Source organism: Pseudoalteromonas aliena SW19 (assembly GCF_014905615.1).
In the GTDB taxonomy this organism is placed as follows: domain Bacteria; phylum Pseudomonadota; class Gammaproteobacteria; order Enterobacterales; family Alteromonadaceae; genus Pseudoalteromonas; species Pseudoalteromonas aliena.
The window spans coordinates 1-26,915 of the sequence record NZ_AQGU01000023.1 but is presented as its reverse complement, the minus strand read 5'-3'; the positions used below and the strand labels follow the sequence as shown (position 1 = coordinate 26,915).

The following is a 26,915-nucleotide window of genomic DNA, read 5'->3' as shown; positions in this document are numbered from 1 at the left end:
CTCATAAAAACAGTATTATCTAATTCGTTAACTACTTTAACATCATAATATTAAGGTACCCTTATGAGCCATTCTACAAGCCACGAGAGTAAATGCCATGCAACCAGTTAAAAAAGCTATTTTAAAAGGTTTTTTAGATATGCTGCCACTGTGTTTAGCGGTGATCCCTTGGGGTATCCTATGTGGCTCGCTAGCAATACAAAATGGTTTTACAGCACTCGAAACACAAGCTATGTCACTGTTAGTTTTTGCAGGCTCAGCCCAACTTGTTGCCATTGAATTAATGGCAGGGAATACCCCGTTACTCACAATTTTATTCACAACATTTATCATTAGCTCTCGGCATTTTTTATACGGTTTAGCTGTGCGTCATAAAGTGATTGACCAACCTATGCGATGGCGCTTACCCGTGAGCTTTGTTTTAACCGATGAGCTCTTTGCATTTTCTCACCACCGAAAAGCGTATAGAACAAAAACACGTTTAATATACGCACTGAGCGCAGGTTTTAGCTTTTATATAGCATGGAACATCTGGACATTAATTGGCATTATTGCGGGCACAATGCTACCCGACTTAACTAATTTAGGGCTCGACTTTGCGATAGCTGCGACATTTATTGCTTTAGTTATTCCTTGCATTAAAAACCTCCCCTCATTAGTAACAGTCATTGTGGCGGGTATTAGCGCGACGCTTTTAAAAAGTACGGGATTTGAGTTATGGCTTGTTTGCTCTGCACTATTAGCAATGACCGCGGGTTACAGCACAGCAAGATTAATTGCTAAAAAGGAAGTTAACGCATGATGACGACTATTTTACTAATGGCATGCATTACATTTTTTACCCGTTATTTGTTTTTGCATCGCGCTTTACCATTTAAGGTAGGCCCTAAAATGCAGCAATTTTTAAGTTTTAGCGCACCTGCTGTGCTTACAGCAATTTGGGTGCCGATCGTGTTTTTAAATGAAGATGGCATAAACTTGAACTGGCAAAATCCTTATCTTAGCGCTGCTATTGTCGCTATTATTGTTGCCTATAAAACACATAATATTTATTACACAACACTTGCCGGTATGGGGTTATTTCTAATTTTAAGTTAGTGCGATCTTTATACTTTATGAAGTACCGCACTAGGGTTAAAATGCTGCCAACAACAATAATAAAGATGTGAATATGCACCAATTTCATCAATTAAGCGCAACAAGCTTACAAGGTAACACTATTAATTTTAATGATTTTTTAGGTAAAGTTGTACTTATCGTTAATACCGCAAGTGAATGTGGATTTACCTACCAGTATGAGTCATTGCAAGCTTTACATACTAAATATGCCGACCAAGGTTTAATTATTTTAGGATTTCCGTGTAATCAATTTGGTCAACAAGAACCCGGAGATGCTACTCAAATAGAGCAAGGATGTTTGATTAATTATGGGGTCAGTTTTTTAATGGCAGCCAAGGCGGATGTTAATGGTGAACACGCACACCCTGTATTTCGCTATTTAAAGTCGGCTTTGCCAGGTTTTTTAACACGAAAAATTAAATGGAATTTTACTAAATTCTTAATTGCCGCAGATGGTACACCTATTAAGCGCTACGCACCTTTTACTAAACCAGAAAAACTAGAACTCACTATTCAAAGAGCATTAATACAAGCTAAAAGTACACTTTAAAAAGTAATAAAGAGGCGCTAAGCCTCTTTATTGCCAATACGATTGGCACTTGAACATACGAATAACTGAACATTTAAGCGCCCAATGTTAATTGGTATTTATTTATACTAGCGTGATTTAGTCGGTATAATCGCTTAAATCGTCTTCGCCTAGATTTTTACGCAAGCGCTTTTGCTCAAGGTAGTCTTCCAACTTTTTCTTAACCTTTTGCTTGTTCTTATCATGTTGATTACGTCCGAGCATTTCGTACTCGTCTTCAACAAAATCGTCATCTAGCGCATCGTAACTAAATGTCTTACCCACAACCCACTCCATAAAGTGTTTGAGACCAACTAAAGATTTTATTATCGCAATAGTTGATAAAATTAAAATGTTTAACACTAAATCGCGGTGCAAATTAGCGTCAAAATAAAGCCATGTGACTATCGTAAATAATCTTCATGTCAGTAATGTGAATAAATAGCGTTAAATTTCGATTGTGGAAAGTGAGAGTTTTTTATCGTATCGATAAATATTGTTTATAGCTTTATATAACTTAGTGAATTTGACTAAAAAATAGTTTTTTTATAATCAAAGTAAAGCAACTTAAAACCCAAATAAACATTAACTATCTGTTTATTAAAATAAAAAAATAGTGGCACCAAACTTGTTATAAGTTAATAGTCATCAACAATAAAGTAGAGAATGCACATGAAAAAATTACTATTAGTTAGCGCATTAATTTGTACGCCAGCAGCTATGGCTCATAACGACAACGATTCAACTATTTCGTTTAGCAGTGATCAATGCGATGTAGAATTTAAAAACGACGTGCGTATTAAACCAAATGAATTAGAAATTTTTACCGCCAACAATAAAACCATGCAATTTAACTCCAATGGTGACTTAACTGTAAATGGCCAATTTGTGGCACTTAATGACTCGCAACGTGAAGCACTCACTAAATATTCTGATAGTTTACGCACCCAGTTGCCTGAAGTAGCTAACATCGCGCTTGAAGGCGTTAAAATTGCCGGCGTTGCGCTAGAAGAAGTAGGTAATGCATTTAATATTGACGGCCTTGATAATATGTCTGCACTTATGGACGACATTAAAATCGAAGTAGAAAACACTTTTTACCAGCAAGGTACATTTGTGATGGGGCAACAAAGCTTTAACCAATTTGGTGAAAATTTTGAGCAACAGTTTGAAGAACAAATGGAGACGGTAGTCGAATCGGCTGTAATGCAATCTATGGGTAGTATTTTAGTCGCTTTAGGCTCTGAGTTACTTGGTTCGGGCGGCGATATGGATGCTTTTGAGCAACGCATGGAAAATATGGGCGCACAAATAGAAGAAAAAGTAGAGTTACATGCAAACGCACTTGAAAAACGCGCTAATTCTTTATGTGATAACTTTGCCGATATTGCAAAACAAGAAGAGAAATTAGTAATGCAAGTGCCAGAACTTAAAGGTTACCAGTTATTTAGCTTTAAAAACTAATACAACCTACGTTATTTAACATCCCTTTGGCAGCACTTAAGTTTACTTAAATGCTGCTTTTTTGTGTTCTACAATATTACTTTTTAGCTAGTAAGGTAAGCTTGCCCAGCGTAACTATCGCTTGTTCAATTTGCTCACCCCATTGCACACCATAGCTTAATCTGATGCAGCTTTTATATTTATTCGAGGCCGAAAAAATAAGCCCTGGTGTAATACTAATACCCACTTCTAACGCAAGTAAAAATAATTTTTGACTATCGTACTCGCCCCCTAAATCGAGCCAAATAACGCAGCCTCCCTGTGGATCGCTTATACGCGTATTTTGCGGCATGACTTGTTGTAAACACCACCGCATACGCTCTTTGTTGTCGCGCAGGCGTTGCCTAAGTACTTTTAAGTTTCGGTCGTACTCCCCGCTGGCAACAAATTCTGATAGGGTCCATTGATTTATTAATGAAGCAGAGCAGCTTAATGCTCTTTTATATCGCCGTGCTTGTGTTGCAAATTTACCAGCAATTAGCCAACCAACACGATAGCTTGGCGCTGCCGTTTTAGAAAAAGATGAGCAACTGATCACTAATCCTTTTTTGGAGTAAGCTATTGCAGGTGTGCCTCGCTTTGCCGTGAAATATAAATCACCATATACATCATCTTCTATCAGCACTACGTTTTGGCTTTCTAGTAACTCCACCAACTGCTGCCTGTTTGTATCTGGCATAAAGCTGCCTACAGGGTTACTAATTGCTGTCGAGAATAAACACGCTTTAATATTATGCTCATTTAAAGCGCGTTCCAAATCGCTTAACCAAATGCCATTATCTGGGCACAGTGGTATTTCGAGCGCTTTAAGGCCTAAGCTTTCGATTAGCTCTATGATCCCATGATAACAGGGCGTTTCTATGGCCACTATATCACCTGGCTGTGTCACGCACTTTAGCGCGATAGCCATGGCTTCTTGCGCGCCATTAGTGATCACTAGCTCGTCCATATTAACGCCAATACCAAAATCTAAATAGCGATACACCAGCTGTTTTTTCAGCGGTACAAAGCCATCTGTTGGCCCATAGTTTATGGCCTTACTTCCAGCAAGAGTCATTACTCTGCGCATATTTCTGGCAAGTGCTTTATCAGTGGGCGCAGCTGCAATTGGATTAGCAATGCCAAAAGGGACTACGTTGGCCTGATGAATCGCACTGTAGACCTGTTCTATTAATGCTTGTTTATTTACAACGACTGGCTCGCGACTTAATTTAACCCGTTTAGGTAGGTTGTGCGCCATAGTGACTACTTTCAAAAAGTATCCAGATTTTTCACGCGCCGCTATTAGCCCCTGATCTTCAAGTACTTGGTACGCCTGCTTTACTGTAGGGATACTTATATTTAAGTTGTCTGCCATTTTACGTAGCGATGGAAGTTTTTCGCCTGGGAGTAAAACTTGCTGAGCACTCATATCTCTAATCAACTGAATAACTTGCTGATATAAAAACTCGTGCCCTTGGCTATTTTTTTGTCTTATCATCACGCACCAAATCTGTATAGGTTGCATTTATACTTTTCTGTTTATGGTAAGTATACAGATAGGTCTTAAAATAGCCATTCAATTGAGCTTTGGAGATCAACCATGAAAAGTGCAGCGCTATACATTACTACCGTTCTAATTTGGGGTTCTACTTGGTTAGCCATTGAGTTTCAGTTAGGTGATATTGCGGTAGAGTTGTCGTTATTTTATCGCTTTGCTATTGCAGCACTTTTAATGTGGTTATATGTCGCGTACAAAAAACCCATTATGCGTTTTTCATTAGTGGATCATGGTTTTTTCGCTTTATTAGCTATTTGCAACTTTGGCTTAAATTACTTACTACTGTACTGGGCACAAAATTACCTCTCATCAGCAATGACCTCTATCGCTTTTTCAATGCTACTCGTTATGAACATAGTTAACACTCGATTATTTTTTGGTAAACCAATTTCAAAACGAATTTATACTGGTGCTGTATTGGCTGTTTTAGGCATTACATGCTTATTTTGGCCACAACTACAGCAGTTCGACTTGAGTAACGGTGCGTTGGTCGGGTTACTACTTGCTCTTGGTGGCACCTTTGTGGCTTCATTAGGAAATATGGTAAGCGTGCGCAATTCTCAAAAACAAATTGGTGTATTGCAAGGCAATGCATGGGGCATGTTATATAGCGCTATTGGATTAGCTTTATATGTATTAATAAATGACGTGCAATTTAGTTTAAACGCACCGACTAGTTACTGGTTGTCATTACTTTATTTATCGGTATTTGGCACCGTAATCGCTTTTGGCTGTTACTTTGCCCTACTAAGAAATATAGGTCCTGAAAAAGCCAGCTACGTTATTGTTTTATTTCCATTGGTTGCTGTCACACTTAGTAGCTTTTTTGAGGGCTTTGAATGGCATGCAAATGCATTTGCAGGATTTAGCTTAGTACTACTGGGCAATGCCATTGTACTTACCCCTACAAAACGAATTAATACCTTTTTAGCAAATAGATCCACTGCTAAAGCAGGTTCCGTCCCCAGTTAGACGCGTAATTAACGCAACTAACGCAAAAGCGCCTACTTTATAGTAGGCGCTTTTTTATTAACTGATAAAGTGGATATTTCGAATCATCAATTTAGCTAAAACGTATTTAACCTGAACTCTGGTTAAGATATTTACTAATATATTGAATCATAATGATATTTAAATTTATTTTTCTCTAGCCAGAGATTTTCAGTGAAAACAAGGCGAACTTACGCGTCAATAGCGGGCCTATTGCAAGTAAATTCAACGTAGTTAGCGCTGAAAATAGCTGCTCGAGATAGATTTATTATCCAAAGTTCAGGTTATTTAGCACCTCTCCCTTGCACCTGTTTTATAGAGAATAATACCAATTGTATTAAATTAGTGATCTATTATAACGTTAATAACACAGCTCAACTACAAAGCAAAAGTAATGGTAAGCATTTGTTTTATTTTAATAATTCCAATCTTAGTTAGTGAGTTAATACGCTAGAATGATCATGTTTTTAATAAAACTGGTATACTTACACCCCATAGACGCTAGCCTGCCTAAAACCAAATACACTGCTGTAAATTCAACCTCAAAAGATAAGTAGACCCTAATAAAATCTAATTATTTTTATATTTTTTACACTTAAATTAATAACTATAAATATTTTTTATTTAACCACATAATAAAAAAGTACCAAAAACAAACTTCATGCAAAATATTTTAATCTGAATAAAAATTCAAAAAACCATTACTTAAATGCATAAAAGAGAAGCAAAAACACTTAAATAACTGAAATATATAAATTAAAATAATTATCTAGATAGATTCTTATTCATTTAAATAAAAATAGAAATAAAAATAATAACAACAAAATAAAAATCGCATTAGTATAACTAATGCTTCAACCCTAATTTTTGTCGTTGTATTTTTAATCAGAAAACGCGCAAAATGCACTCGTTTTCAACAGACACAACCCGGAGCAAGATAATGAACCCAATTAATACATTAAACCAAACAGTGGCAACTCACATTGCAGTTAAACCAACTAACCGTAAAGCAAAAATGTTAGCTAGACTTAACCGTTTTGGTAAAAAACTAGCACTTGGCGGTGCAGTTCAATATAAATAATCACCTCAACCATGATTATTTATACGGTGCAGCAAACACCCAACCACTAAATGAAGCATCTTCTTTAGTTCCCTCCGTTTGCTGCAACCTATTTATTTCTTTAAAAATAACCTCAATTTCACCTTATTTTAAAAAAAAACCTCATTTAAGTACGAATTTTAAGCAAACAGTCGTTTTTGCTATTTACACGAGGGTGTCACCTAAGTATTATTCTGCGTCACGGAGAGATGGCAGAGTGGTCGAATGCACCGGTCTTGAAAACCGGCATGGGTTTATAGCCCATCTAGGGTTCAAATCCCTATCTCTCCACCATATTTTAATTGGTGGCTTTTTTATCTCCATCAATACAAACGGTTATGCGTTGGAGAGGTGTCCGAGTGGCCGAAGGAGCTCCCCTGCTAAGGGAGTATAGAGTTTGTAGCTCTATCGAGGGTTCGAATCCCTCCCTCTCCACCATACTTAATTTAAACCACTTAATTGTGGTTTTTTTATGCCTAAATTTGTCATAAAAATCCCTCAGAAGGCTAACCATAAAGTGTATAACCAAAAACCTCTTCTCTGAGATTTCTAACCCTTCGCCCTCACATTTACTCAAACAAATTGTGAAAATCAATTGCGTAGTGCATCATTGGTCTAACTTTAAGCCAATTTAGGTTTAACTATGATTAAAGCCATACTGTTATCACTTTGCTTAACCATCACATTTAGCTGCCTTGCTGAAGACATTATTGTTTATAAGTGTGTTATTAAAGGCATACCTACATTTAGTCAAACTCCGTGCGCTAAAAATGCAAAAGCAATTACACTTAAAGCGCCTAATATAACGCAAACAAATAGCACGAAAGTGCCAGATAATAAAACAGTGGGTGTATCTGTAGATGATTATTTAAAAATTCAGAAAATTGATCGTAAAATAGCAAATCTTAAACTCTCTATTAAACAATATGAAAAAGAATATAATGATAAAAAACAACAAATAAACTATATGACACAAGATAAAGCAAACCGCTTGGGCGCTTCATCTATTGCGGATGCAATTGCCACTAAAATAACGTCCTTAAAGCAATCTTACGAGCCTGTAATTCAACAGGCGCAACAACAAATTAAGTTTCTAACGCAGCAAAAATTACAACTTAATCAACGCCCTTAATAGCTTGTTTTACAGTTAGGATAAATAAGAGCATGTCATCTATTGTATTATATATGTGTGGTGACACCCGAATTCCATATTTACGCACATCAACACTTATACCTTTGTTAACTAGTGCCTGAAACACAATGTCTTGATCTCCCTTAAAGTCTAAAATCACAGTACCACTGCACTTTTCAATCGATATTGGCGAAAAGACAAACTCACCGAGTTGTTCGTGAATAAGTGTGACCATTGCAAAATTATGCGCTCTTATTTTTTCAACGCCCAATTTTGCAAAGTAATTAATGCTATTAGCAGCAATAATATAAGGGGCAACCGAAGGGGTTCCTCCCCAAAATTTGAGTGCACTGCTGTTATACTCAAAATGGTGTATATCAAACTCAAATGGATTTTGATGCGAAAACCACCCCACATCTTTAGGCTTGCAACACTCGAGTTGGTTTTTGTTAACCCATAAATAGGCAGCCCCTGGACCTCCACATAACCATTTAACGCTTGAGCCAATCATAAAGTCAGCATCAAGTGCACTTAAATCAAGCGGTATAACACCTGCAGATTGAGCAACATCAATAATAGATAAGCTATTCACTAATTTACTTTGTGCCACAACTTCGTGCACAGGCGCTTGCACACCAGTATTTGAATATACATGACTTATAAAAACTAAATCGATGTCGGCAGTTAAATATCGCGACCAAACATTAATATCACTTAAATCTTCATGCTCAGGTATAAATATAATTTGCGTGCATGCTGGCAGTGCATTTTGCATAACAAAGCCCATACTAGGAAAATCACTTTGCGCCATCAGTACTTTGCAATTTTTTTGTTGCAGTCGAGAATGTGACATAAGCAACTTTGTTAAGCCGCTAGATAAATTCACCTGAGGACAAAACAGTGAGCTAGGCGTATTAAATAATTGACTAAGTGCGGTAGTAAATTGCTCAACCGCTGACAACCATTGCTGCCAAGGCTCTTTATTTGAACTCTCCCATGGTAAAAAATAATGCTCAGCTAAATATTGTTGTGTATTTTTAAGCGGACGCCCTACAGAATGGTTTAATAAGTAGCAGCCATTAGCCATACAAAAGTCATTTTTGAGCATGTTATTTAATCCACTGTTTAAGTGTGTTGAGATCATCAAAGCGTGTTTTCATATCATCACGTTTTGCGCTGGATCGCCTATCTCTTAATTTTTCGAGCGAATCAAGTAATACATGAAGCGGCGGACCACTTGCTGTTACCTTGCTCATATGCTGCTGTTGCATATTTTTTGAGGGCTGAGCAATAAATTTTTCGACTAGCTGATTGTGATGACCAATGGCTGTGTCGCCATGCAATTTGCATACTTGTATAAATAATTTTGCATGCGTTTTAAACCAGTCTGAGTTTTTATGCTGCTCAGCTTGTAAAAAATCATCCATAAAGCTTTGCATGCGCATGGCCTCTCGCAATATTTGCTGATCTTCCGGCATCATATATAAAAACTTATCCACCAGCATTTGCGAGTAACTTGGTTCATTTGCACTGCAAAGCCCAAGCAGCATATCAATCACGTTAATTCCGGCAAAATCTCCCGCATTTGCACCTCTGTATACCTCTTTTCCAACACGATATGGCTTATAATAAGGACGTACACAATTAAAAAACCGCTCGGTATCGAGCTGATTATACAGTGCATTATTTGATTCAATGACAGCGTTAAGTGCATGCTTTGCCACTTTTAATAATTCACCACACAAGGGGTGTGAGATCCCTAATGGCAATATTTTCAATAATGCATCGCTTGCTCGCTTATAGGCCAAAATACCTTGAGTATTATAATCAAGAAATAACTTTTCATCGGGTAAATTGGTAAAGCGTTTATAAACGCCATTAAGCGCTTTGTTATGAGTCGTTAAATGAGCAGTCGCAAAACGAGGGGTTACACCAATAGAGGCACCTATATGCATTGCCAGCGCAGAGGCCTCTATTAAGGGTGACGTTATTTCTCTGCTTGGTTCGGTAATTTCATGACGCCGACACGCTGCCATAAACAACCCTACATTACCAAGTAAGTCAAAAGCACTATCAAAGCCTTGGTCGGTATTTCCTTCAGCTAGTAAATTACTAATTAATGCATTGCCTTCATTTTTTAATTGTTGCTTTAAAGCATCCCCAATACCTTCCACATTGGCTTTGTCGCTCTGTTGCCAATAAAGCTGCTCTAGCTCGCTATTTATAGCTGCAAACCTTGTTCTTATCCATTGATCGAATATAGCTGTATGTGTATTCATTATTATTCTCTGCTATTTTTATTAAATGCTAACAGAGTTCAATTAGGGTAAAGCACCAAAAAAATTAGTAAAACCAAGTAAACTTAGCAATAATCACTACTGATATAAAAATAATTAATAAGAATCCATCTGTGTTAGATAAAAAAGATCAACAATTACTTGTCGCCTTGCAATCACAAGCTCGGATATCAATTTCAGATTTGGCGAGTCGGATTAGCCTTTCTGATACTCCGTGTCTGAGGCGTATAAAAAAGCTTGAACAAGAAAAAGTCATTATTGGTTATCATGCAGCTCTTGACCCAAAGGCCCTTAATCTAAATGTATTGGTGTATGCGTTTGTACGCTTAAGCCAAAACTCAGTCAGTGCAGCAGAGCAATTTGAACAACACGTAGAAAAGCTCCCCCACGTATTAGAGTGCTGTGTAATATCAGGTAGTTACGATTATCTATTAAAAATCATTGCACACGATCTAGAAAGCTATGAACAGTTTGTAAAACACCAATTAGGCGGTTTAAGTTACATTGCGAATATAGAATCAACAGTGGTGCTCAAGCAGTCATTTAGTAAAAAGCAACTGCCTTTATAAAAACTCCCCAAATAACTTACTGTTAGCTATACTGAACTATAAAATAAAAATAAAAACTGCTTGGGACTTATGTGAAAAACTTTAACTCTAAATACCACTCTATCATTTTCTACACACTTTTTGTTTTAGCTTACTTTTTTGTAGGCATTACACTCACTAAACTCGCATTTAACTCGCAAACAATTCCTATTTGGTTACCTGCAGGCATTGCTTTAGTAGGTTGTTATATATGGTGGTGGCGCTTCATTCCACCTTTATTTATAGCTGCAATGGCGTTTAATTTGAATATTTTTGATAGCTCACTTCACGAAATGGTGCTTATAGGAAGCTCATTTAATGAGGCTATGTATATTGCCTTTGGTGTTGTAATACAGGCGATAGTAGGTGCAGCATTGTTAAAGTGCTGGCTTGGGCATCCACTGCACTTTAAAAAACGTAAAAATATTGTCTACTTTATTGTAGTTGTCGCTATCTTAGTTAGCTTAATTTCAGCCAATTTAGGCGTATTCGCATTGAGCCAGTTTAATTCGGCTTATAGCGTTGATAATCACTGGCAAAATGTTATTTATTGGTGGCTTGGAGATACTTTAGGGGTATTGATAGCAACCCCTTCCTTACTCTCGCTATTACCACTAAAATCAAATCAACATAGTATTTCAGCCCTTCCAACAATCGCAGTGTGTTCAGTGTTGTTTATATCGGTGGCAGTAACAACGCAATTATACGAGCAAGAAAATCGTAAAAACACGATAAAAATTGCCGAGCGTGAAGTACACGTCATAGAAAACAGCCTTTATAGATACACAAACCGAAGTATTATTGCAGTGCAGAGCTTAGCAAGCCAAGTTCAATCATCTTCTACATTGAGCCAACAAGACTTCTATTCATACGCAGATCAACTTCTTGAGCAGCACTCATTTATAAAAACATTATCTTGGAATGAAAAAATACCACAGAATAAGCATCAAGATTTTATCAAAGAAATATCCAGTATTTACCATTCCAGTATTGAGATTGTTGGTGAGCCTCTTGAAAAAGATGATCCCCTTATTATTGTAAAATACATAGCTCCTTTTAGTGGTAATCAAAAAGTTATTGGCTTCAACATTCTTTCAAATTCAGATTTAAAGGGGCCATTACTTAAGTCAAACACAGGTCACTTACCTGTAGGCACTAAAATAATTCAACTGCTAACGCAAAGCAAAGTATCAGGTCCAACCTATTTGTTATTCACACCTGTTTACTCTCAAAATGAAAATAGAGAAACAGTCAAAGGCTATGCCACTGGTGTATTTTTGATACACAGTATTATTGAACAGGCTATTTCCAAACAACAGTCTGAAATGTTTTCAATTGATATCTATGAAGATATAAACAAGCCTCCTTTTTATAATAACTATGCTGAAAACTTAGACCAAGCTAAAGGTAGTAGGATCATGTCCTTCAACATTAATTTTGGTGGGCAACAATGGATTGTAAAACTAGCGCTTAAAGAAAGTTTTTTAGCACAGCATAATAACCAATTTACTTTACTGTTGCTTGTTCTCCAAGTGGCAGTATGCTCACTCATTTTAATGGTGCTGTTTTTATTCAATCAACAGCAAATTGAACTTACTCGCCAAGTGACAGAGCGCACTCATTCACTCGCGCAAGCAAAAAAACAATCCGATTTAGCTAATCAAGCTAAAAGTCAGTTTTTAGCTAATATGAGTCACGAAATTCGTACTCCATTAAATGCAGTGATTGGCTTTTCTTCGCTTGCTCGCAAAGACGATAGCGCGACGACCCTTATTGGTTATTTAGATAAAATAAACTCATCATCCAAAAGCTTATTGGGTTTGATTAACGATATCCTCGATATATCAAAAATAGAGTCGCAACGCTTAGTTATTGAATATATACCATTTGATTTTAATGCACTGATACAGCGTATAAATAATATGTTTGAACAAAGCGCGAGCAACAAAGGGATTGACTGGAAAATTAACTCTAGCTTGCAAGGGAACGTATGGTTTATAGGCGATTCCATGCGAATAGAGCAAATACTACTTAACTTATGTAGTAATGCGATTAAGTTTACAAGTAAGGGGAGTGTTACTGTCAATATAGAAGCTAAACTTAGTGCATCCAATAAAACTCAACTCACTATTTCGGTTATCGATACCGGCATTGGAATAAAAGAAAGCCAACATAAAAACCTCTTTAATGCATTTACTCAAGCCGATAGCTCTACTTCAAGACAGTTTGGCGGTACAGGCCTCGGATTAACAATAGCAAAAGAGCTAAGCCAACTTATGAACGCCGAAATAACACTACAAAGCGAGTTAAATAAAGGCTCTACATTTACGCTCTCTATAGAGCTGGCTACCACCGCACCACAAGCCCCGCCAGTGGTTGAAAACACCAATATTAATATTGCCTCTTTAAAAATTCTTGTTGCTGAAGACAACCCTGTTAATCAAATGGTCATTAAAGCCATGCTCAGTTCGTTAGGAATAGTTCCACACCTTGTTGAAAATGGAGAAATGGCTGTTGATATAATTAAACAGCAAAACTTTGATTTAGTCCTAATGGATTGCCAAATGCCTGTCATGGATGGGTATAGAGCCACAGCGCTGATCAGACAATTTAAAACAGATAAAGAACTCCCTATCATTGCCTTAACCGCTGATGTTATGCCAGAGGACAAAGCACATGCACAAGCAGTTGGGTTTAATCAACATCTTGCAAAACCACTTGAACTCAGTAAGCTTAGTGAGTGTCTTACCCAATATGCAGTCGTAAATGAACAATAGTGTTTTAATTTTAAAGGTATTATTTAGTTTTGTCTTAGGTGTTTTTTCTCATATTGTTGTCGCTCAGAACTGTACATCACAGGCGAGCGACTTTAATTTTATAACAAAAAGTAAGCAACAAGGTTTATTACGTTTTGAAAATGAGCACAACCACCAGCACTTTAACTATAAAGCCCTTTTACCATTCAAAGATTACTTGGGTTACGCGCATCAACATATCAATAAAGCCAACCCTCGCGCATCTATGCCATGCTCGGTTATTACAGCTACTTATCAGCAATTAGTTACACAAGGTAAACGCAAACCACGCCCTGCTATTGCAGATCTCATTGCTCCTTTTGAGCTCACTCACCCAAACAGCAATAAAGTTGCATTATTAATTCATGGCCTTACTGACTCTCCATTTACGTACCACGATTTAGCGCAGGTGTATTATCAGCAAGGCTATACTGTGCGCACTATTTTATTACCCGGACATGGTAGTGCCGCAAGCGCTTTACTAAATATAGAGGTTAACCAATGGCAACAAGCGATAAAATACGGTATTAAACGCTCAATACAAGACTTTGATGAGGTGATACTCGCTGGTTACTCTACGGGCGCGGCTTTACTTATTGATTACGCAACCAAGCAATCCTTATCACCTAAAATCAAAGCACTTATGTTTTATTCTCCGGCAACTGAGCCGCATAACAAGCGTGGTTGGCTTGCAAAATGGATTGATGCAATCCCTTTTGTCAATTGGATAGACAAAGATGCTGATGTAGATTTTGCTAAGTATGAGTCATTTCCTTTAAATGCAGCAGCGGCCTCATATGATGCAATGTCACTTGCAAGTGTTAGTAGCTTAAACAAGCGCCCTGCACTTAAATTACCTATTTTTAGTGTACTTAGCGATATTGATACAACAATAGATACGCGTGCCACGCTAAAACTCTTGAGCGTACTACACAAAGGTAATTCAAAAAAATATAAGCCACTCGATACTTTAGTGCTTTATGGCAATACCGATATTTTACCAGTCAACTTTGCTAGTGACTACACTGTAAAAAATCCACAATGTACAACACCGCAATGTAAAAATATTCATGGTATGTCGCATATTGCTGTTGTTAACTCGCCACAAAATCCACATTACGGAATTGACGCAACTTATCGTAATTGCGGCAGTTTTATTAACGATGAGTCGCTGTATAAAACATGTAAAACGACTAAAAGCCCGCAATTAGGAGAACGTACTAGCGCTAACTTAAAACGCTATCCGGCTTTACAACGCTTAACTTATAATCCTCATTTTACCGAGCTTAAAATGCAAATTAATACGTTTATTAAAAACGTAGAACAGCTCAAAACAACTACAAGGTAAGTAGTCATGGGAACGTTTTCGCACCAATGGTTTAGCAGTATTAATGAGATTGATCAGGCGCAATGGCAACGTTTATTTGGCGATGAGCCATTTACTCAACATGCATTTTTATATGCCCTAGAGCAAAGCCAATGCGTAACACAACAAAGCGGTTGGCAACCCCATCACTTGGCTATTTTTGAAGGTGACACACTAATTGCACTCGCACCCGGGTACTTAAAAAGCCATTCATATGGCGAGTATGTGTTTGATTGGGCATGGGCAGAAGCCTATGAGCAACATGGTCTACGATACTACCCTAAGTGGCTCTGCGGTATTCCATTTAGCCCTATTGAAGGAAAGCGTATTGCTATCGAGCATGCGAATCCAAGTATTGTGTGCCAATATATAACTGAGCAACTGAGCATACACAGTGCTCAACAAGGTTGGTCTGGCTGGCATGTTAACTTTTGCGACCAAGATCAAGCGACATCATTAACTGAGCCACACGCCATGTTAAGAGTGGGTGTGCAGTTTCAGTGGTTTAATAAAAACTTTGAAACCTTCGACGACTTTTTACAAATTCTTAGCTCACGAAAACGTAAATCACTTAAAAAAGAGCGAGCCAAAATAGCGCAACAGAATATCGCTATTGAATGGCTGCAAGGGGGGCAAATTACGCCCGAGATAATGCAACTGTTTTGTGAGTTTTATCAACGTACCTATTTAAAGCGCTCTGGTCATTTGGGCTATTTAAACATGGAATTTTTTACGCTTTTACATGCATTAATGGCTAATAATCTCGTTGTTATGCTAGCCAAAAAAGACGATAACGTGATTGCTGCAACGCTTAGTTTAGTAGGTGAAAATACGCTTTACGGACGCTATTGGGGAGCAAGCGAGGAGGTAGATTCGCTGCACTTTGAGCTATGTTACTACCAAGGTATTGAGTTCGCCATAAAAAATAAACTGAGCTGTTTTCATTCAGGTGCACAAGGTGAGCACAAAATAGCACGCGGCTTTGAACCCGTACTCACCTACTCGGCTCACCATATTGTTGATGGCGACTTTAGTAATGCAATAAGCGACTATTTAAAACGTGAACGCCGCCATATTGATATATATAAAGAGCAATGTAGCTCATTACTGCCGTTTAAAAACAAGTAACTGATTATTTGCAGGCATGGCCGTATCGCTAATAAGCTCGAGCCCTGCTTGCTTTGCTAATTTTTCGACCGCTTCGAAATCACGAATACCACTCAATGGATCACGCTCAAGTAAAAAGCGATTAAATTCTTCATTACTCGAACTAGTAAACTGACCTTGGTATTTAAATGGACCATAAATACATACCATGCCTTGGCTTTCTAAATGGCGCTCCACACCTTTAAAAAACAGTTCAACTAATTCCCAACTAACAATGTGAAAGGTATTAGCAGTATACACTGCATCCACTTTATCAACCGGCCAGTCATAGTTTAAATCAAGAGGCAACGGCGCATGCAAATTAACTAAGCTAACCTCGCTATGCCACAAATTTATACCTTCGTGGTTAACTTCTCTATCACTAGCTTGCCAGTGTAAATGGGGGAGTTGCTCTGCAAAAAACACACTATGCTGACCCGTACCGGAACCTATCTCAAGTAATCGTTTAGTTTTGTTAAGTACCTTGGTAAGCACGTCTAAAATAGGAGTTTTATTATTTTCGCAAGCTTGCGAGAAAGGTTTTGTCATTACTTTGCACCAAATGAGAAGCATATTGCACAACAATATCGCAAATTGATAATATTGGGTAATTAAAGTTTTATAGAATATCTATAAAAGCTATTAAATTCATAGAACTATAATAAATTAAAGGCGGTGGTATGCATTATGCTTTAGTTATATCAATCCTAAATAACCTGAACTCTGGTTAAGATATTTACTAATATATTGAATCCTAATAATATTTAAATTTATTTTTCTCTAGCCAGAGGTTTTCAGTGAAAACAAGGCGAACTTACGCGTCAATAGCTGGCCTATTGCAAGTAAATTCAACGTAGTTAGCGCTGAAAATAGCTGCTTGAGATAGATTTATTATCCAAAGTTCAGGCTAAATAGGGTTAATTAAGAGTTTAATCAAGAGGATAATTATTATGCACACTCCACCTTATACAGCTGTAGACGCAGCTGTTGCTATAGCAGAAAAAAACATCAACGAACATCGTGAATCCGCTGATATGAGAGCTACCGTAATCGATTTGCTTTCGCACCCCAAACATAATCAAAAGACGATGACAAAACATGAAACAGACCAAATATTTATTCTTGGCTACAATTAAGGCTCCGCTTAGTACCATAAATAATTTTAGAATAACTATTTACACAGAAACCGATAAAATGTAATGATAACTATTATCGTTAAGTTGAGTCGGTTTTTTTATGTCTTTAAAACATACGCAATATCGTTACCATCAAGAACTCTCTTGTCATTGCTTGAGACCTGGCCTACATGCACCTATGCTCGTTGCCGATTATATAGAAACCGCCCTTAACGTAGCCAAAAATTTTGAACGACAGCATAACCCTTTGCTCCAAGAGCTTTATCTTAGGCGTACACATCATGAAATTATGAACAAAATGTGCGACCCTCTTATACACAATGCTATTCGAAAACAATGCTTGAATCAGTTATACAAACCACTGTTGGCATTAAAGCGGTTTTATAAAGTTCATAACAACACGGCAAAATTTTTAATACTTGAGCGTGAAGCTCGTATTCTTAGTCACGAATTTAACCCTTTTTAAGGAGCGCATTTATGAGTAATTTTAGAGTAGAAGCAGACAGCATGGGCGAATTACAAGTACCTATTAATGCCCTCTACCAGGCACAAACACAACGAGCCGTTAATAACTTTGCGATTAGTGGCCTTTCTATGCCTAAGCAATTTATAACCGCACTGGCTTATATAAAACAAGCAGCCGCACAAAGTAACTGCGAACTTGGACACCTAAATAAAGCCAAAGCACATGCGATTGAGCAAGCATGCCAAAGTATTATTGATGGCGATCATGTTGAGCACTTCCCCGTTGATATTTTTCAAACAGGCTCAGGTACAAGTTCAAATATGAACGCCAACGAAGTTATTGCAACGCTTGCTAGCCGATTAGGTAATGAGAGCATTCACCCTAACGATGATGTAAATATGGGGCAAAGCTCTAACGATGTAGTCCCTACTGCTATCGCACTCAGTAGTGCGATAAATGTAGTGTATGAGTTACTTCCTTCGCTTGAAAACTTATCGCAAAGCCTAGAAAAGAAAAAAGCTGAAGTAGGCCATATAGTTAAAACGGGCCGTACGCATTTAATGGATGCAATGCCTGTTACGTTTGATCAAACACTAAGTGCATGGCAATCACAAATTAATCATGCTGCGGCAGGAATACGACATAGTTTAGAGCATGTTTGCGAGTTAGCACAAGGCGGCACAGCAGTGGGAACCGGTATAAACGCGGACCCTAAATTTGCAGCAAAATTTACAGAAAATCTGAGTGCCAATGTAGGTATTAGATTTACGCCTAGCAGTAACTTTTTTTATAATATTGGCTCACAAGACGCCATAGTAGCGCTTTCGGGGCAATTAAAAGTACTCGCTGTAGCACAAATGAAAATAGCGAACGACCTTCGTTGGATGAACTCAGGTCCACTTGCAGGTTTAGGTGAAATAGAGCTTGAAGCACTCCAACCGGGCTCATCTATTATGCCAGGTAAAGTTAATCCTGTGATACCAGAAGCTGCCGCAATGGTAAGCGCACAAGTAATAGGTAACGACGCCACGATTACCGTAGCAGGGCAAGCCGGTAATTTTGAATTAAACGTAATGCTGCCAGTCATTGCTTATAATATTTTGCAAAGCATAGAATTACTTGCCAATAGCGCGCAAGCGTTGGGCGATAAAGCCATTGCCAGCTTTAAGGTGAATCAGCCAAATATAGACAAAGCCCTAGCAAAAAATCCAATTTTAGTAACAGCACTTAATCCGGTGATCGGTTATGAAAAAGCGGCAAAAATAGCAAAGCAAGCTTACAAAGAAGCCCGCCCTATTATTGATGTAGCTGAGCAAGAAACCGATTTACCACGCGAGGAACTCGAAAAACTACTTAATCCAACAAAACTTACACAAGGCGGATTGTAGTTTTTTATGGATCTAAAATACGGCTTTAATTATCTGATTATATAGTTTTTATTGCCGTCAAAAATGCAGTGTGTATGATAGTGATGAATAATTCATCACTATCAAGGTTTGTAATGCGTACTTCATTGTTAGCTATACTTTTACCACTTTGTTTAACAGCGTGCTTAGATAAAGCCCCTACTGATACAGAACAAACAAAAGTGACTCCAGAAACTGAATCATCAATGCCTGCTGTGCAAAAATTACAAGAAAATACAAAAAGTAATGTTGCTGAAAAACTGCCCACAGCTGATTTAAAAGACATATCAATCGATGATATAAAAATGGCTAAAGCCGAGTTAAATACACTAATTACAGATAAGCAGTGTGATACAAGCATGGAGTGTAGAGTCAGCCCAGTCGGTAGTCGTGCATGCGGTGGACCTAGTAGCTTTGCTGTCTACTCAGTAAAAACGGCATCTGAAAAACAAGTAACAGCACTTAGCGAAAAGATTACTAAGCTTGAGAGTAGCTATAATGCACAAAAAGGTATGATGAGCATTTGCCAACATTTAACCACACCTAGTACGCAGTGTGTTGAAAATAAATGTGTTAAGCTTGAAGGCTCAGCGGTAAGTGTATTTTAAGGATATCATTATGAGTTGTTTGCCATCGCCAGCTAATCTATCAATTTTGAGTATTGCTAGTAGCATGCTATTGCTGAGCGGCTGCGTTAGTACTACACCATCAAGCAGTGTTCAAAAGCAAGATCTAGCGGGCTTAAATAGCGAACTAAACAGTATTATAAACAACAGTTGTACGGCTAGTTTTCAGTGTAAAGTGCTTGAAGTGGGTGCTAGAGCATGCGGCGGGCCAAGTAAATATGTTGTTTACTCAACACTTAATACTTTACAAGAAAAAGCTGAAAATATTGCGGCTCAAATAACACAGCAAGAAGAAACACAAAACAAAGAAAAGGGTTTAACTGATTGCTTACCTGTACTTCAAGTACAATCGCTGTGTATTAATCAGCAATGCCAATCGTTTGATATAAAATAATAAACTACATATAACTTAATCTCAGCGTTAACTTAAATACGGAATTAACGCTGAGATTACAATCACCATAACCACACAAATACCCGCTTTTATAATGTACTTCATAGGCATTGTTTTTAGCACCCAGTACGCATAAATGTAACGCGCAAAATAACTCGCCGCAGTACCAAACAGCGCAAAAATAATTAAGTAGGCAATTAAAATTATATTCATAATAATCTAGTGCAGCTACTTAGTTTTTTTAGTGTGAGCAATTAGTAAGTCAGCTACTTGTTGCTTTACGGCTCGCTTATCATCACTTTGTACTTCAAAGCGGCTCGCCAGTTGCGCTATTTCATCATCATTTAGATTAAACGATAAACGTTGGCGCGTTTTTTTAGACTTTACATCTAAGCCAAGTATTTTACGGATCATATCTGACGGCGTGAGTTCTTGATCAATTGCCTGCTTTTTTATCAGCTTTTGAACTTCGCTGCTTAGATCAAATGCCATTTGCGTGGCACGCACAGCTTGTTCCTGACGTAACCACTTGTCTTTAGCATCACTCACTTAGCATCTCCGGGAAACAAGTCTACAATGTCTGACATTGGACGCGTTAGCGTTAGCGATACTTCGGTTTCGCCGCCATCCCAAATCTCGATATTTAAACCAAAACCTTCGTTATCTGACGCTAAGCAAATCATTTCACATGGCTCACCACCTTCTTGCTCATAGCGAGGTAATGCTTGGTTGCGGTAATCTTTATTATGGAAATAACACACATAAGGCGACTCGCTTTGTTGATAGCTTTTAGCTAAAAACTGCATAAAGCGCTCTGGTGTATTTTGCACTGTAATGTGGGTTAACGACTCTTCATCAAAAATACGCGCAAACTCATCAAGACTAAATATTTCTTCAACTTCGTTTCGCTGAATTTTAATAGAAAAGTTAGCCCACTCTTCACCATCATCTTGCTCAATTTGTAAAAATACTACTTGTCCACTGTTTGTCTCAAGTACAAATTCAGTATCGCTACTGTGCTGATATTGGTAAGTCTGAATACCAGTAACACGTAACGTTTCACCTTTTAACCATGCAGGATAAGCAAATGAATCGATAACGCTAAACATGTCGCCTTTTTTAAGATCGCTCGGATGATTAAGCTGACGTTCTGGCTCTTTTTTAGATTTGAAAAAATTAAACATAGGAAGGCTGCCCTCTAAGCAAAAAAGGTAACTGAGCAAAACTCGGTTACCTTTTTAAAATATAAACGTAATGGTTAGCTATTTTGCTTAGCTTTGATGCGAGCTAAAATATCAGCACTTTTTGGACTTGTGTCGCCAATGCCTGCTTCAGCCATTTTTGCTTTTAAGTCATCGCCATTTACGTCTGACTCAAGTTGCTTTGCAGCACCAAGCTGGTCATTTCGATCTTGTTGGCGCTGCTTAATGCGTTCAAGCGATTGACGAGCCGATGTCATAGACGAGCTGTTTGTATTAAGCGTGCTGTTAACAGCCATTGTTGCTTGCTGTACGCTTTCAGTGGTTTTAACCATTGTAAGCTGACGCTGATTCTCTTTAATCGATTTTTCAGCATCTTTAACTTGCTGCTTAAGCGCAACGATATGGTTGCTAAAGCCAGATAACACTTGCTCGTTTTCAGCTTTTTCAGCTTCAAAGTCACCAATTTTTTCTGCAATTTCTAATGCTAACGCTTCGTTGCCCTTTTCAAGCGCTTGGCCTGCATACGCTTCATGTTCAGCGATCGATGCATCTACAGCGCTAATTTTACGCTTAGTTTGCATTTCTTTAGCCATTACTTCAGTAAGGCTTTTTTTAGCACGATGAAGCGCATTTTGCGCGTCTGCAATTTCTTGCTCAAAAATACGAATGCCATTTGCATCGACAATTGCTTCGCCTGCTTCACGAGCGCCGCCACGTACTGCTGTAAATAATTTTTTTAAAATACTCATAATCTTAACTCCACTAACTAGCTATTAATCGTTTAAATACAAGGTCACGGCTTCTAGTGCATCGATAGCGTTATCGGCTAATGTCACTAGTTCGTGGGTAACGTCATCTAATGATGAATTTACCGACAGTGCACCAAAAATCGCGTATTTGTTATCGATTTTAGCAAATGCACTCAGTGGAATTGGCACGTTTAAACGTAGTAATGTTTCGTTTAGCTCGTTGCGTAATTCACTTTTAACTTCATCTTCGTCAAACAAGTAGCTAATACATAAAAGCTGCTCTTGTGTTTGTGTAACAAAAATTGGAAGTTCATCATTTCCATCAACAATGACTTGTAAAACATCTTGCTCGCCAGGGTTGGCAATCAAGAAAGACTCAAAGTTAGCACCTTCAGTTTCAAAAGAAGCTAATTTTATTGAAAGTTCATTTAATTCCATGTCTCTGCCTTTTGTCGTTTGACATATTATGTCTGAGTTAAGATTCTCACGGCCGACATATTATGTCAACCTTGTTTTTTAATTTTTATACAATTCGCTTTCTATTTGCCATGCAGTTCGGTAATAATCATATAATTGACCAGAGCCTAACCTATTGACCTCAACACTTTTAACTTGTTCAAAGTAATGGTTGGGAAATACAAAACTTGCTAATAAATACTCTTTACTGATCCACCTTGATGGCACTGGCATAACAGCTACATCATTAATTCGACCACTAGCCGACTGACCCATTTTAGTGGCTATAGTCCAGCCCCACTGACCAAACGAAGGGATGTTTTGCTGATATTGTTCAACATAGCCAAACCCTGCGGCTTTGACCGTTTTACCTATACTTAAAAATGCTTTTTTAGCATGGTAAGGTGAAGTCGATTGAACCGCCATTGCACCATCGGGTGCTAATAACTGCCGTACATGATTATAAAAATAGTCACTGTACATTTTATTTAGATCAGGATGATTAGGATCGGGTAAATCAATTAAGATAGTGTCAAATTGCTGAGATTGATCAAGTAACTTTTCAACTTCTAAAAATGCATCACCTACAATTATGTTGGCTCGCGAGTCATGCATCGATTTATTGTTTAGCTGTAGCAATCGCTTATTGATGTGCTCTGGCGGCGTAAAGTCACCGTCTTTATGACCGAATAAATTGAGTAGTTGCGCATCTAAATCTATTAGCGTTACTTCACTCACTGGCCATTTTAAAACATCCCTAAGCGCAAGCCCATCACCACCACCAATTATTAATACACGGTCATGTCTGTTAGAGGCAAGCATTGCAGGGTAAACCAGCATTGAATGATATATTTGCTCATCAATACTTGAGAACTGCAAACGCCCATTTAAATATAAATCGGTGATTGGCTGAGGTTGGTTTTTGCTTAATCTCTCAGTTAAAACAACGTGCTGATACTTAGTTGCCTGTGAGTAAATTACTTTATCTTTATATAAAACATTGCTTAGATTGTTCATCCAACCACTGCCAAATACCAAAATAAAACCAAAGAGTGCCAACAATGCTATATGGCAAACTAAGAGCGCCTTAGCAAAGCGTACATGGGTATGGTAACGCCATAAAAATGCGAGCCCTGCTATGATGTTAAATAACGCTGTCCACGCTGCAGCCTGCATTATAGGCATTGAGAGCATGATGCTTACCCAAATGGCGGCACCAATACCAGCGCCAATATAATCGGCACCATAAATAGTCCCCGCGTTGTTTTCTAAAAACCGACCATAAACATGCTGACGAATACGCGCTATAAGTGGTATTTCCATACCAATAAATAAGCCCAGTATTAAACCAAAAACATAGGGTAGAAAACGTGACCACTCTTGAAGTTTTTGAAATATGTAACCATTAAGTACAACATCAGGGGGTAAATTAAAAATACTCGAAAACAAATGAGGAAGAGAATAACTAACTGCTATTACACTCGCTATCGCTAAAATGCAGCCCATGCCAATCAGAGCTATAATGCTTTCTAGCCAAGCAAAAGCAGTAAATGCGTCTTTAAACCAACGCGCTAAAAAAGCGCCTAAGCCCATTGCTACAATCATAGTACCAATCATGGCGTAAATAGCACTCTCTACTGAGCCAAGTACACGGCCAGCATAATGAGATAGTAAGTATTCATAAATAAGGCCGCACCCAGCAAGCACAGCCATAACAGTAATAAGTAATATATCGTGCCCAAGTAAGCGAGACTTACTTGGGCTAGTTGTGGTTGATGACACTGATTATGCGCCTAGTAAGGTTGCCATAGTGATACCTACAGCAAATGATACTGCTGCAGAAATAGTAGCTACACCTACATTTTTTTGACGATTAACTTCATCTGAAATATCGCAACCAGATAAAATTATTTTAATTGTCACTAAGTGCAAAATAATAAATGCGACAAGGCTCACAACAGCGCTAATAGCCCAGTATAGTAAACTCGCATTAATGTTATCCGCAGCGTATGGCGCAACACCTGTTGCAGCAGTAATAGCTAATGCACTACCTACTAAAAATCCAGCGTAACGAATACCTACAGCTAAGTTACCATCTACAATTGCTTGTTGTAGGCAGTCGCCACTTTTATTTGTACGCTTAAATAACTGTACTCGATACTGGCTAACAAGTAGTAATACAACGCTACCTATAATAAAGGCGGCAATTACAATTGGAAGACCATGCCAGCCGTCAGTAGCCACCCATAAAAGAGCTGAGCGAATAACGATAGCAACGCTAACAACATGACCAAAATCAATTATTGAAGCTGTAACGTTACCTTTAACGATTTCGTCGTGCAGGCTTACTTTACGAAGTGCTACTTTATCTTGAAAGAAGTGACCCAACTTAATAAGTACAATTGCTAATGCGCCGTAAGCTAACATTTGCAGTGCTTCTTGTTGCAGTGTTGCAGCAAAAGCACCACTACTTACACCTGTTAATACAATCGCCAGTGCCACTAAGCCAGCGGCAAAACTAATACCAAAAGCAAAGTTATCACGCTCTGTTATTTCATCATTTGCATGTAAGTTTGAAACCCAGCCTTTTATATATTTAAGGCTTACAAACAATAAAACAATAATTGCAAAATCAATCGCTAGCGCTTGCAGTGACCACATAGTTATTCCATTAAATTCATACATATTATTCTAACTCCACTTTATTCTTTTACTTACCACGGCTCACGCCACGAGAGGTTCTGCTACCGCTATCACGCACCGATCCTGAGCTATTGCTATAACTGCTCGAACGAGAATAACTACTGCGACTTTTTGCTGGCGTATAACTACTACGGCTTAAACCTGATGCTCCTGTTTTTTTACTCGCATAAGGGCTTGTAAACTGCTTACCTTGGCGTTGGTATGTTTGGCGCGTGCGTGTTTCTAGTGCGCTTTGGGTTTTAATTTGTTTAGGGCTTGAATAACGCGAACGGCCATAGTCATTGTAATAGCTATACTTTCGGCGCTTACTCCAGCTTCCATATTCAACACGGTCAAATACATCACCTAAAATACGGTACATTCCGTACCATTGCCAAAAGCTAATACCATTGCTATTTGATTGCCAGTTACCATAGTTAGGGTTACCTACCATTTGGTTACCAACACCCTCACCTTCAGCTTGCTTACTAATTGCGCCTACACGCGCTAAGGTGCCTTTCGACATATCAGCGAGCATATTAATAGGATCGGTTAACGCATCAGAAAATAGCGTAGGTTTAGATGCATCACGCAACAAATCAATGCTATGTAACGTATCTTCGTAAGGAGGAATTAAGTAAGTTCCTTTAATATCTTTAAGTCGCTGCGTTAAGCCACTATAAAGTGCACCTTGGCGGGTTGCATCAAGGGTAATTACATCAACAACTTTTGTAAGCTCTGGCTGTTGTTTTTTAAGAAGCTCGCCATACTCTTTAAGTAACACAGCATTGCGTACACTTCCATTATCGAGGGCAGTACCAAGCTGAGACAGCTCCGTATCTACCTTTTTAATAGACTCTTGAATTGTTTGTTGCAGCTGCTCTTCTTTGGATTGACAACCCATAAGCACTGCGAACAAACAAAACAGGCTCATAAGTTTCCAAGCTTTAATATTCGACATTCATGTCACCTGATTTACTAAATTAACTCAGGTAGTTTTACACAGGTCACTTATTAAACCAACAATGAAATTGCAACAAAATGAGAAGAAACGAATGGTTATGAAATCAAAGTGTAATTTAGTAAAAATATTGAGCTATATCGTGAGGTTCGAATCGAAGCAAAAGCTTTATAGAGGTACGTGGAGTGCTTTTAATATCCTCGCTCAACTTACGTGTTCGGCGCTGAGTGAGTGTATGTTAATTGCACGCATTTCACTTTTTACAATTTGAAGCCTGGTAATGTCCTACTTTCACATAGCAAATGCTACACTATCGTTGGCTAGGGCTCGCCTTCGAGCTGTTTTGTTTCACTACTGAGTTCAGCATGGGCTCTTGGCTATTTATTAAATCCCAGATAGCAAAAAACCCGTCACATTGCTGTAACGGGTTTCTTTAATTTGAAGCCTGGTAATGTCCTACTTTCACATAGCAAATGCTACACTATCATCGGCGCTGTTTCGTTTCACTACTGAGTTCGGCATGGAGTCAGGTGGGTCCAAAACGCTATTGTCACCAAGCAAATATGGTGCAAAGAAGTAATGACAAGCACGTAGTGCTACCATTTTCTTTGCGCAAGGTGCCTCAACTTTAACGCTACGCGCTAAGAGTCACCTCTTGAATTTGGAAAATATCTGATAATATTTTTTAAGTCGTT

The 26,915-nt window shown here is 38.2% G+C and carries 29 protein-coding genes, 2 tRNA genes and 1 rRNA gene; 18 read left to right on the top strand and 14 right to left on the bottom strand.

Annotated features, from left to right (window positions below; translation table 11 throughout):
* Positions 1–97 precede the first annotated feature (97 nt).
* From PALI_RS04740 to PALI_RS04730, 3 genes are all read left to right on the top strand, one after another.
* Positions 98–802 (top strand): AzlC family ABC transporter permease, encoded by a 705-nt coding sequence (locus PALI_RS04740; RefSeq protein WP_193155060.1) that lies wholly within the window; start codon positions 98–100, stop codon positions 800–802.
* A complete protein-coding gene (locus PALI_RS04735) occupies positions 799–1,098 on the top strand; it encodes an AzlD domain-containing protein (protein WP_193155059.1) in 300 nt (99 codons plus the stop codon). The genes PALI_RS04740 and PALI_RS04735 overlap by 4 nt, the downstream gene beginning before the upstream one ends.
* 73 nt (positions 1,099–1,171) lie before the next feature.
* Positions 1,172–1,669 carry a glutathione peroxidase gene (locus PALI_RS04730; protein WP_193155058.1) on the top strand — a complete coding sequence of 166 codons (498 nt, stop codon included), beginning with the start codon at positions 1,172–1,174 and terminating at the stop codon, positions 1,667–1,669.
* Positions 1,670–1,786: 117 nt separating this feature from the next.
* Here the strand turns inward: PALI_RS04730 and PALI_RS04725 are convergent, their stop codons facing one another.
* A complete protein-coding gene (locus PALI_RS04725; protein WP_007579801.1) occupies positions 1,787–1,972 on the bottom strand; it encodes a PA3496 family putative envelope integrity protein in 186 nt (61 codons plus the stop codon).
* A gap of 387 nt (positions 1,973–2,359) precedes the next feature.
* Here PALI_RS04725 and PALI_RS04720 point away from each other — a divergent pair, with 387 nt between their 5' ends.
* Positions 2,360–3,151: a YggN family protein gene (locus PALI_RS04720; RefSeq protein WP_138584349.1), complete on the top strand. Its 792-nt coding sequence runs from the start codon at positions 2,360–2,362 to the stop codon at positions 3,149–3,151.
* Positions 3,152–3,227: 76 nt separating this feature from the next.
* Here PALI_RS04720 and PALI_RS04715 read toward each other — a convergent pair whose 3' ends face one another.
* Positions 3,228–4,670, bottom strand: coding sequence for an aminotransferase-like domain-containing protein (locus tag PALI_RS04715; RefSeq protein ID WP_193155057.1), 1,443 nt, complete (start codon positions 4,668–4,670; stop codon positions 3,228–3,230).
* A 102-nt stretch (positions 4,671–4,772) separates the two neighbouring features.
* On the opposite strand from PALI_RS04715, the gene PALI_RS04710 reads away from it, so the two are divergent.
* From PALI_RS04710 to PALI_RS04690, 5 genes are all read left to right on the top strand, one after another.
* Complete coding sequence (locus tag PALI_RS04710; protein ID WP_193155056.1) at positions 4,773–5,702, top strand: DMT family transporter; 930 nt, start codon at positions 4,773–4,775, stop codon at positions 5,700–5,702.
* Positions 5,703–6,660: 958 nt separating this feature from the next.
* Positions 6,661–6,801 (top strand): hypothetical protein, encoded by a 141-nt coding sequence (locus tag PALI_RS04705; RefSeq protein ID WP_167368311.1) that lies wholly within the window; start codon positions 6,661–6,663, stop codon positions 6,799–6,801.
* 221 nt (positions 6,802–7,022) lie between these two features.
* Positions 7,023–7,113: transfer RNA gene (locus PALI_RS04700), tRNA-Ser, on the top strand.
* Between the two features lie 51 nt (positions 7,114–7,164).
* Positions 7,165–7,257, top strand: a tRNA-Ser gene (locus PALI_RS04695).
* 205 nt (positions 7,258–7,462) lie between these two features.
* A complete protein-coding gene (locus PALI_RS04690) occupies positions 7,463–7,951 on the top strand; it encodes an RNA-binding protein (protein WP_193155055.1) in 489 nt (162 codons plus the stop codon).
* On the opposite strand, the gene PALI_RS04685 is transcribed toward PALI_RS04690, so the two are convergent.
* Positions 7,935–9,059 carry an aminotransferase class V-fold PLP-dependent enzyme gene (locus PALI_RS04685; protein WP_193155054.1) on the bottom strand — a complete coding sequence of 375 codons (1,125 nt, stop codon included), beginning with the start codon at positions 9,057–9,059 and terminating at the stop codon, positions 7,935–7,937. The genes PALI_RS04690 and PALI_RS04685 overlap by 17 nt on opposite strands.
* A 1-nt stretch (position 9,060) precedes the next feature.
* Positions 9,061–10,230, bottom strand: coding sequence for a PrnB family protein (locus PALI_RS04680; RefSeq protein ID WP_193155053.1), 1,170 nt, complete (start codon positions 10,228–10,230; stop codon positions 9,061–9,063).
* 131 nt (positions 10,231–10,361) lie between these two features.
* On the opposite strand from PALI_RS04680, the gene PALI_RS04675 reads away from it, so the two are divergent.
* The 4 genes from PALI_RS04675 to PALI_RS04660 all read left to right on the top strand — a co-directional run bounded on the left by PALI_RS04675 (position 10,362) and on the right by PALI_RS04660 (position 16,124).
* A complete protein-coding gene (locus PALI_RS04675; RefSeq protein ID WP_077536568.1) occupies positions 10,362–10,817 on the top strand; it encodes an Lrp/AsnC family transcriptional regulator in 456 nt (151 codons plus the stop codon).
* A 71-nt stretch (positions 10,818–10,888) separates the two neighbouring features.
* Complete coding sequence (locus PALI_RS04670) at positions 10,889–13,612, top strand: ATP-binding protein (protein WP_193155052.1); 2,724 nt, start codon at positions 10,889–10,891, stop codon at positions 13,610–13,612.
* On the top strand, positions 13,602–14,978 hold the full coding sequence (locus PALI_RS04665) for an alpha/beta hydrolase (protein ID WP_193155051.1): 1,377 nt from the start codon (positions 13,602–13,604) through the stop codon (positions 14,976–14,978). Before PALI_RS04670 ends, PALI_RS04665 begins: the two co-directional genes overlap by 11 nt.
* A gap of 6 nt (positions 14,979–14,984) precedes the next feature.
* Positions 14,985–16,124 carry a GNAT family N-acetyltransferase gene (locus tag PALI_RS04660; protein ID WP_193155050.1) on the top strand — a complete coding sequence of 380 codons (1,140 nt, stop codon included), beginning with the start codon at positions 14,985–14,987 and terminating at the stop codon, positions 16,122–16,124.
* Here PALI_RS04660 and PALI_RS04655 read toward each other — a convergent pair.
* The gene (locus PALI_RS04655; RefSeq protein WP_138586677.1) at positions 16,101–16,691 is read right to left on the bottom strand and encodes a DUF938 domain-containing protein; all 591 of its coding nucleotides are present in this window, start codon (positions 16,689–16,691) and stop codon (positions 16,101–16,103) included. The genes PALI_RS04660 and PALI_RS04655 overlap by 24 nt on opposite strands.
* A gap of 401 nt (positions 16,692–17,092) precedes the next feature.
* Here PALI_RS04655 and PALI_RS04650 point away from each other — a divergent pair, with 401 nt between their 5' ends.
* The 5 genes from PALI_RS04650 (at position 17,093) to PALI_RS04630 (ending at position 20,170) form a co-directional block, all read left to right on the top strand.
* Positions 17,093–17,278, top strand: a complete 186-nt coding sequence (locus PALI_RS04650; RefSeq protein ID WP_077536563.1) for a hypothetical protein — start codon at positions 17,093–17,095, stop codon at positions 17,276–17,278.
* 100 nt (positions 17,279–17,378) lie between these two features.
* Positions 17,379–17,744, top strand: coding sequence for a hypothetical protein (locus PALI_RS04645; protein WP_226894491.1), 366 nt, complete (start codon positions 17,379–17,381; stop codon positions 17,742–17,744).
* A gap of 11 nt (positions 17,745–17,755) precedes the next feature.
* The gene (locus PALI_RS04640; protein ID WP_193155049.1) at positions 17,756–19,132 is read left to right on the top strand and encodes a class II fumarate hydratase; all 1,377 of its coding nucleotides are present in this window, start codon (positions 17,756–17,758) and stop codon (positions 19,130–19,132) included.
* 113 nt (positions 19,133–19,245) lie between these two features.
* Positions 19,246–19,758 carry a hypothetical protein gene (locus PALI_RS04635; RefSeq protein WP_182703213.1) on the top strand — a complete coding sequence of 171 codons (513 nt, stop codon included), beginning with the start codon at positions 19,246–19,248 and terminating at the stop codon, positions 19,756–19,758.
* Positions 19,759–19,768: 10 nt separating this feature from the next.
* The gene (locus tag PALI_RS04630) at positions 19,769–20,170 is read left to right on the top strand and encodes a hypothetical protein (protein ID WP_193155048.1); all 402 of its coding nucleotides are present in this window, start codon (positions 19,769–19,771) and stop codon (positions 20,168–20,170) included.
* 27 nt (positions 20,171–20,197) lie between these two features.
* Here PALI_RS04630 and PALI_RS04625 read toward each other — a convergent pair whose 3' ends face one another.
* From PALI_RS04625 to rrf, 9 genes are all read right to left on the bottom strand, one after another.
* The gene (locus PALI_RS04625; RefSeq protein ID WP_193155047.1) at positions 20,198–20,383 is read right to left on the bottom strand and encodes a hypothetical protein; all 186 of its coding nucleotides are present in this window, start codon (positions 20,381–20,383) and stop codon (positions 20,198–20,200) included.
* A 15-nt stretch (positions 20,384–20,398) separates the two neighbouring features.
* Entirely contained in the window at positions 20,399–20,719 is a 321-nt protein-coding gene (locus PALI_RS04620) for a hypothetical protein (protein ID WP_077536557.1), read from the bottom strand.
* Positions 20,716–21,354: a DUF4178 domain-containing protein gene (locus tag PALI_RS04615; protein ID WP_182703211.1), complete on the bottom strand. Its 639-nt coding sequence runs from the start codon at positions 21,352–21,354 to the stop codon at positions 20,716–20,718. The genes PALI_RS04620 and PALI_RS04615 overlap by 4 nt, the downstream gene beginning before the upstream one ends.
* A 74-nt stretch (positions 21,355–21,428) precedes the next feature.
* Entirely contained in the window at positions 21,429–22,121 is a 693-nt protein-coding gene (locus tag PALI_RS04610; protein WP_138586300.1) for a PspA/IM30 family protein, read from the bottom strand.
* Between the two features lie 24 nt (positions 22,122–22,145).
* Positions 22,146–22,559: a YjfI family protein gene (locus tag PALI_RS04605; RefSeq protein ID WP_004335098.1), complete on the bottom strand. Its 414-nt coding sequence runs from the start codon at positions 22,557–22,559 to the stop codon at positions 22,146–22,148.
* 78 nt (positions 22,560–22,637) lie between these two features.
* A complete protein-coding gene (locus PALI_RS04600; protein ID WP_193155046.1) occupies positions 22,638–24,359 on the bottom strand; it encodes a polyamine aminopropyltransferase in 1,722 nt (573 codons plus the stop codon).
* Between the two features lie 3 nt (positions 24,360–24,362).
* Complete coding sequence (locus PALI_RS04595) at positions 24,363–25,262, bottom strand: DUF350 domain-containing protein (RefSeq protein WP_024589503.1); 900 nt, start codon at positions 25,260–25,262, stop codon at positions 24,363–24,365.
* A gap of 25 nt (positions 25,263–25,287) precedes the next feature.
* On the bottom strand, positions 25,288–26,220 hold the full coding sequence (locus PALI_RS04590) for a CHAD domain-containing protein (protein ID WP_193155045.1): 933 nt from the start codon (positions 26,218–26,220) through the stop codon (positions 25,288–25,290).
* A 443-nt stretch (positions 26,221–26,663) separates the two neighbouring features.
* A 5S ribosomal RNA gene (rrf, locus tag PALI_RS04585) occupies positions 26,664–26,778 on the bottom strand.
* Positions 26,779–26,915 lie beyond the last annotated feature (137 nt).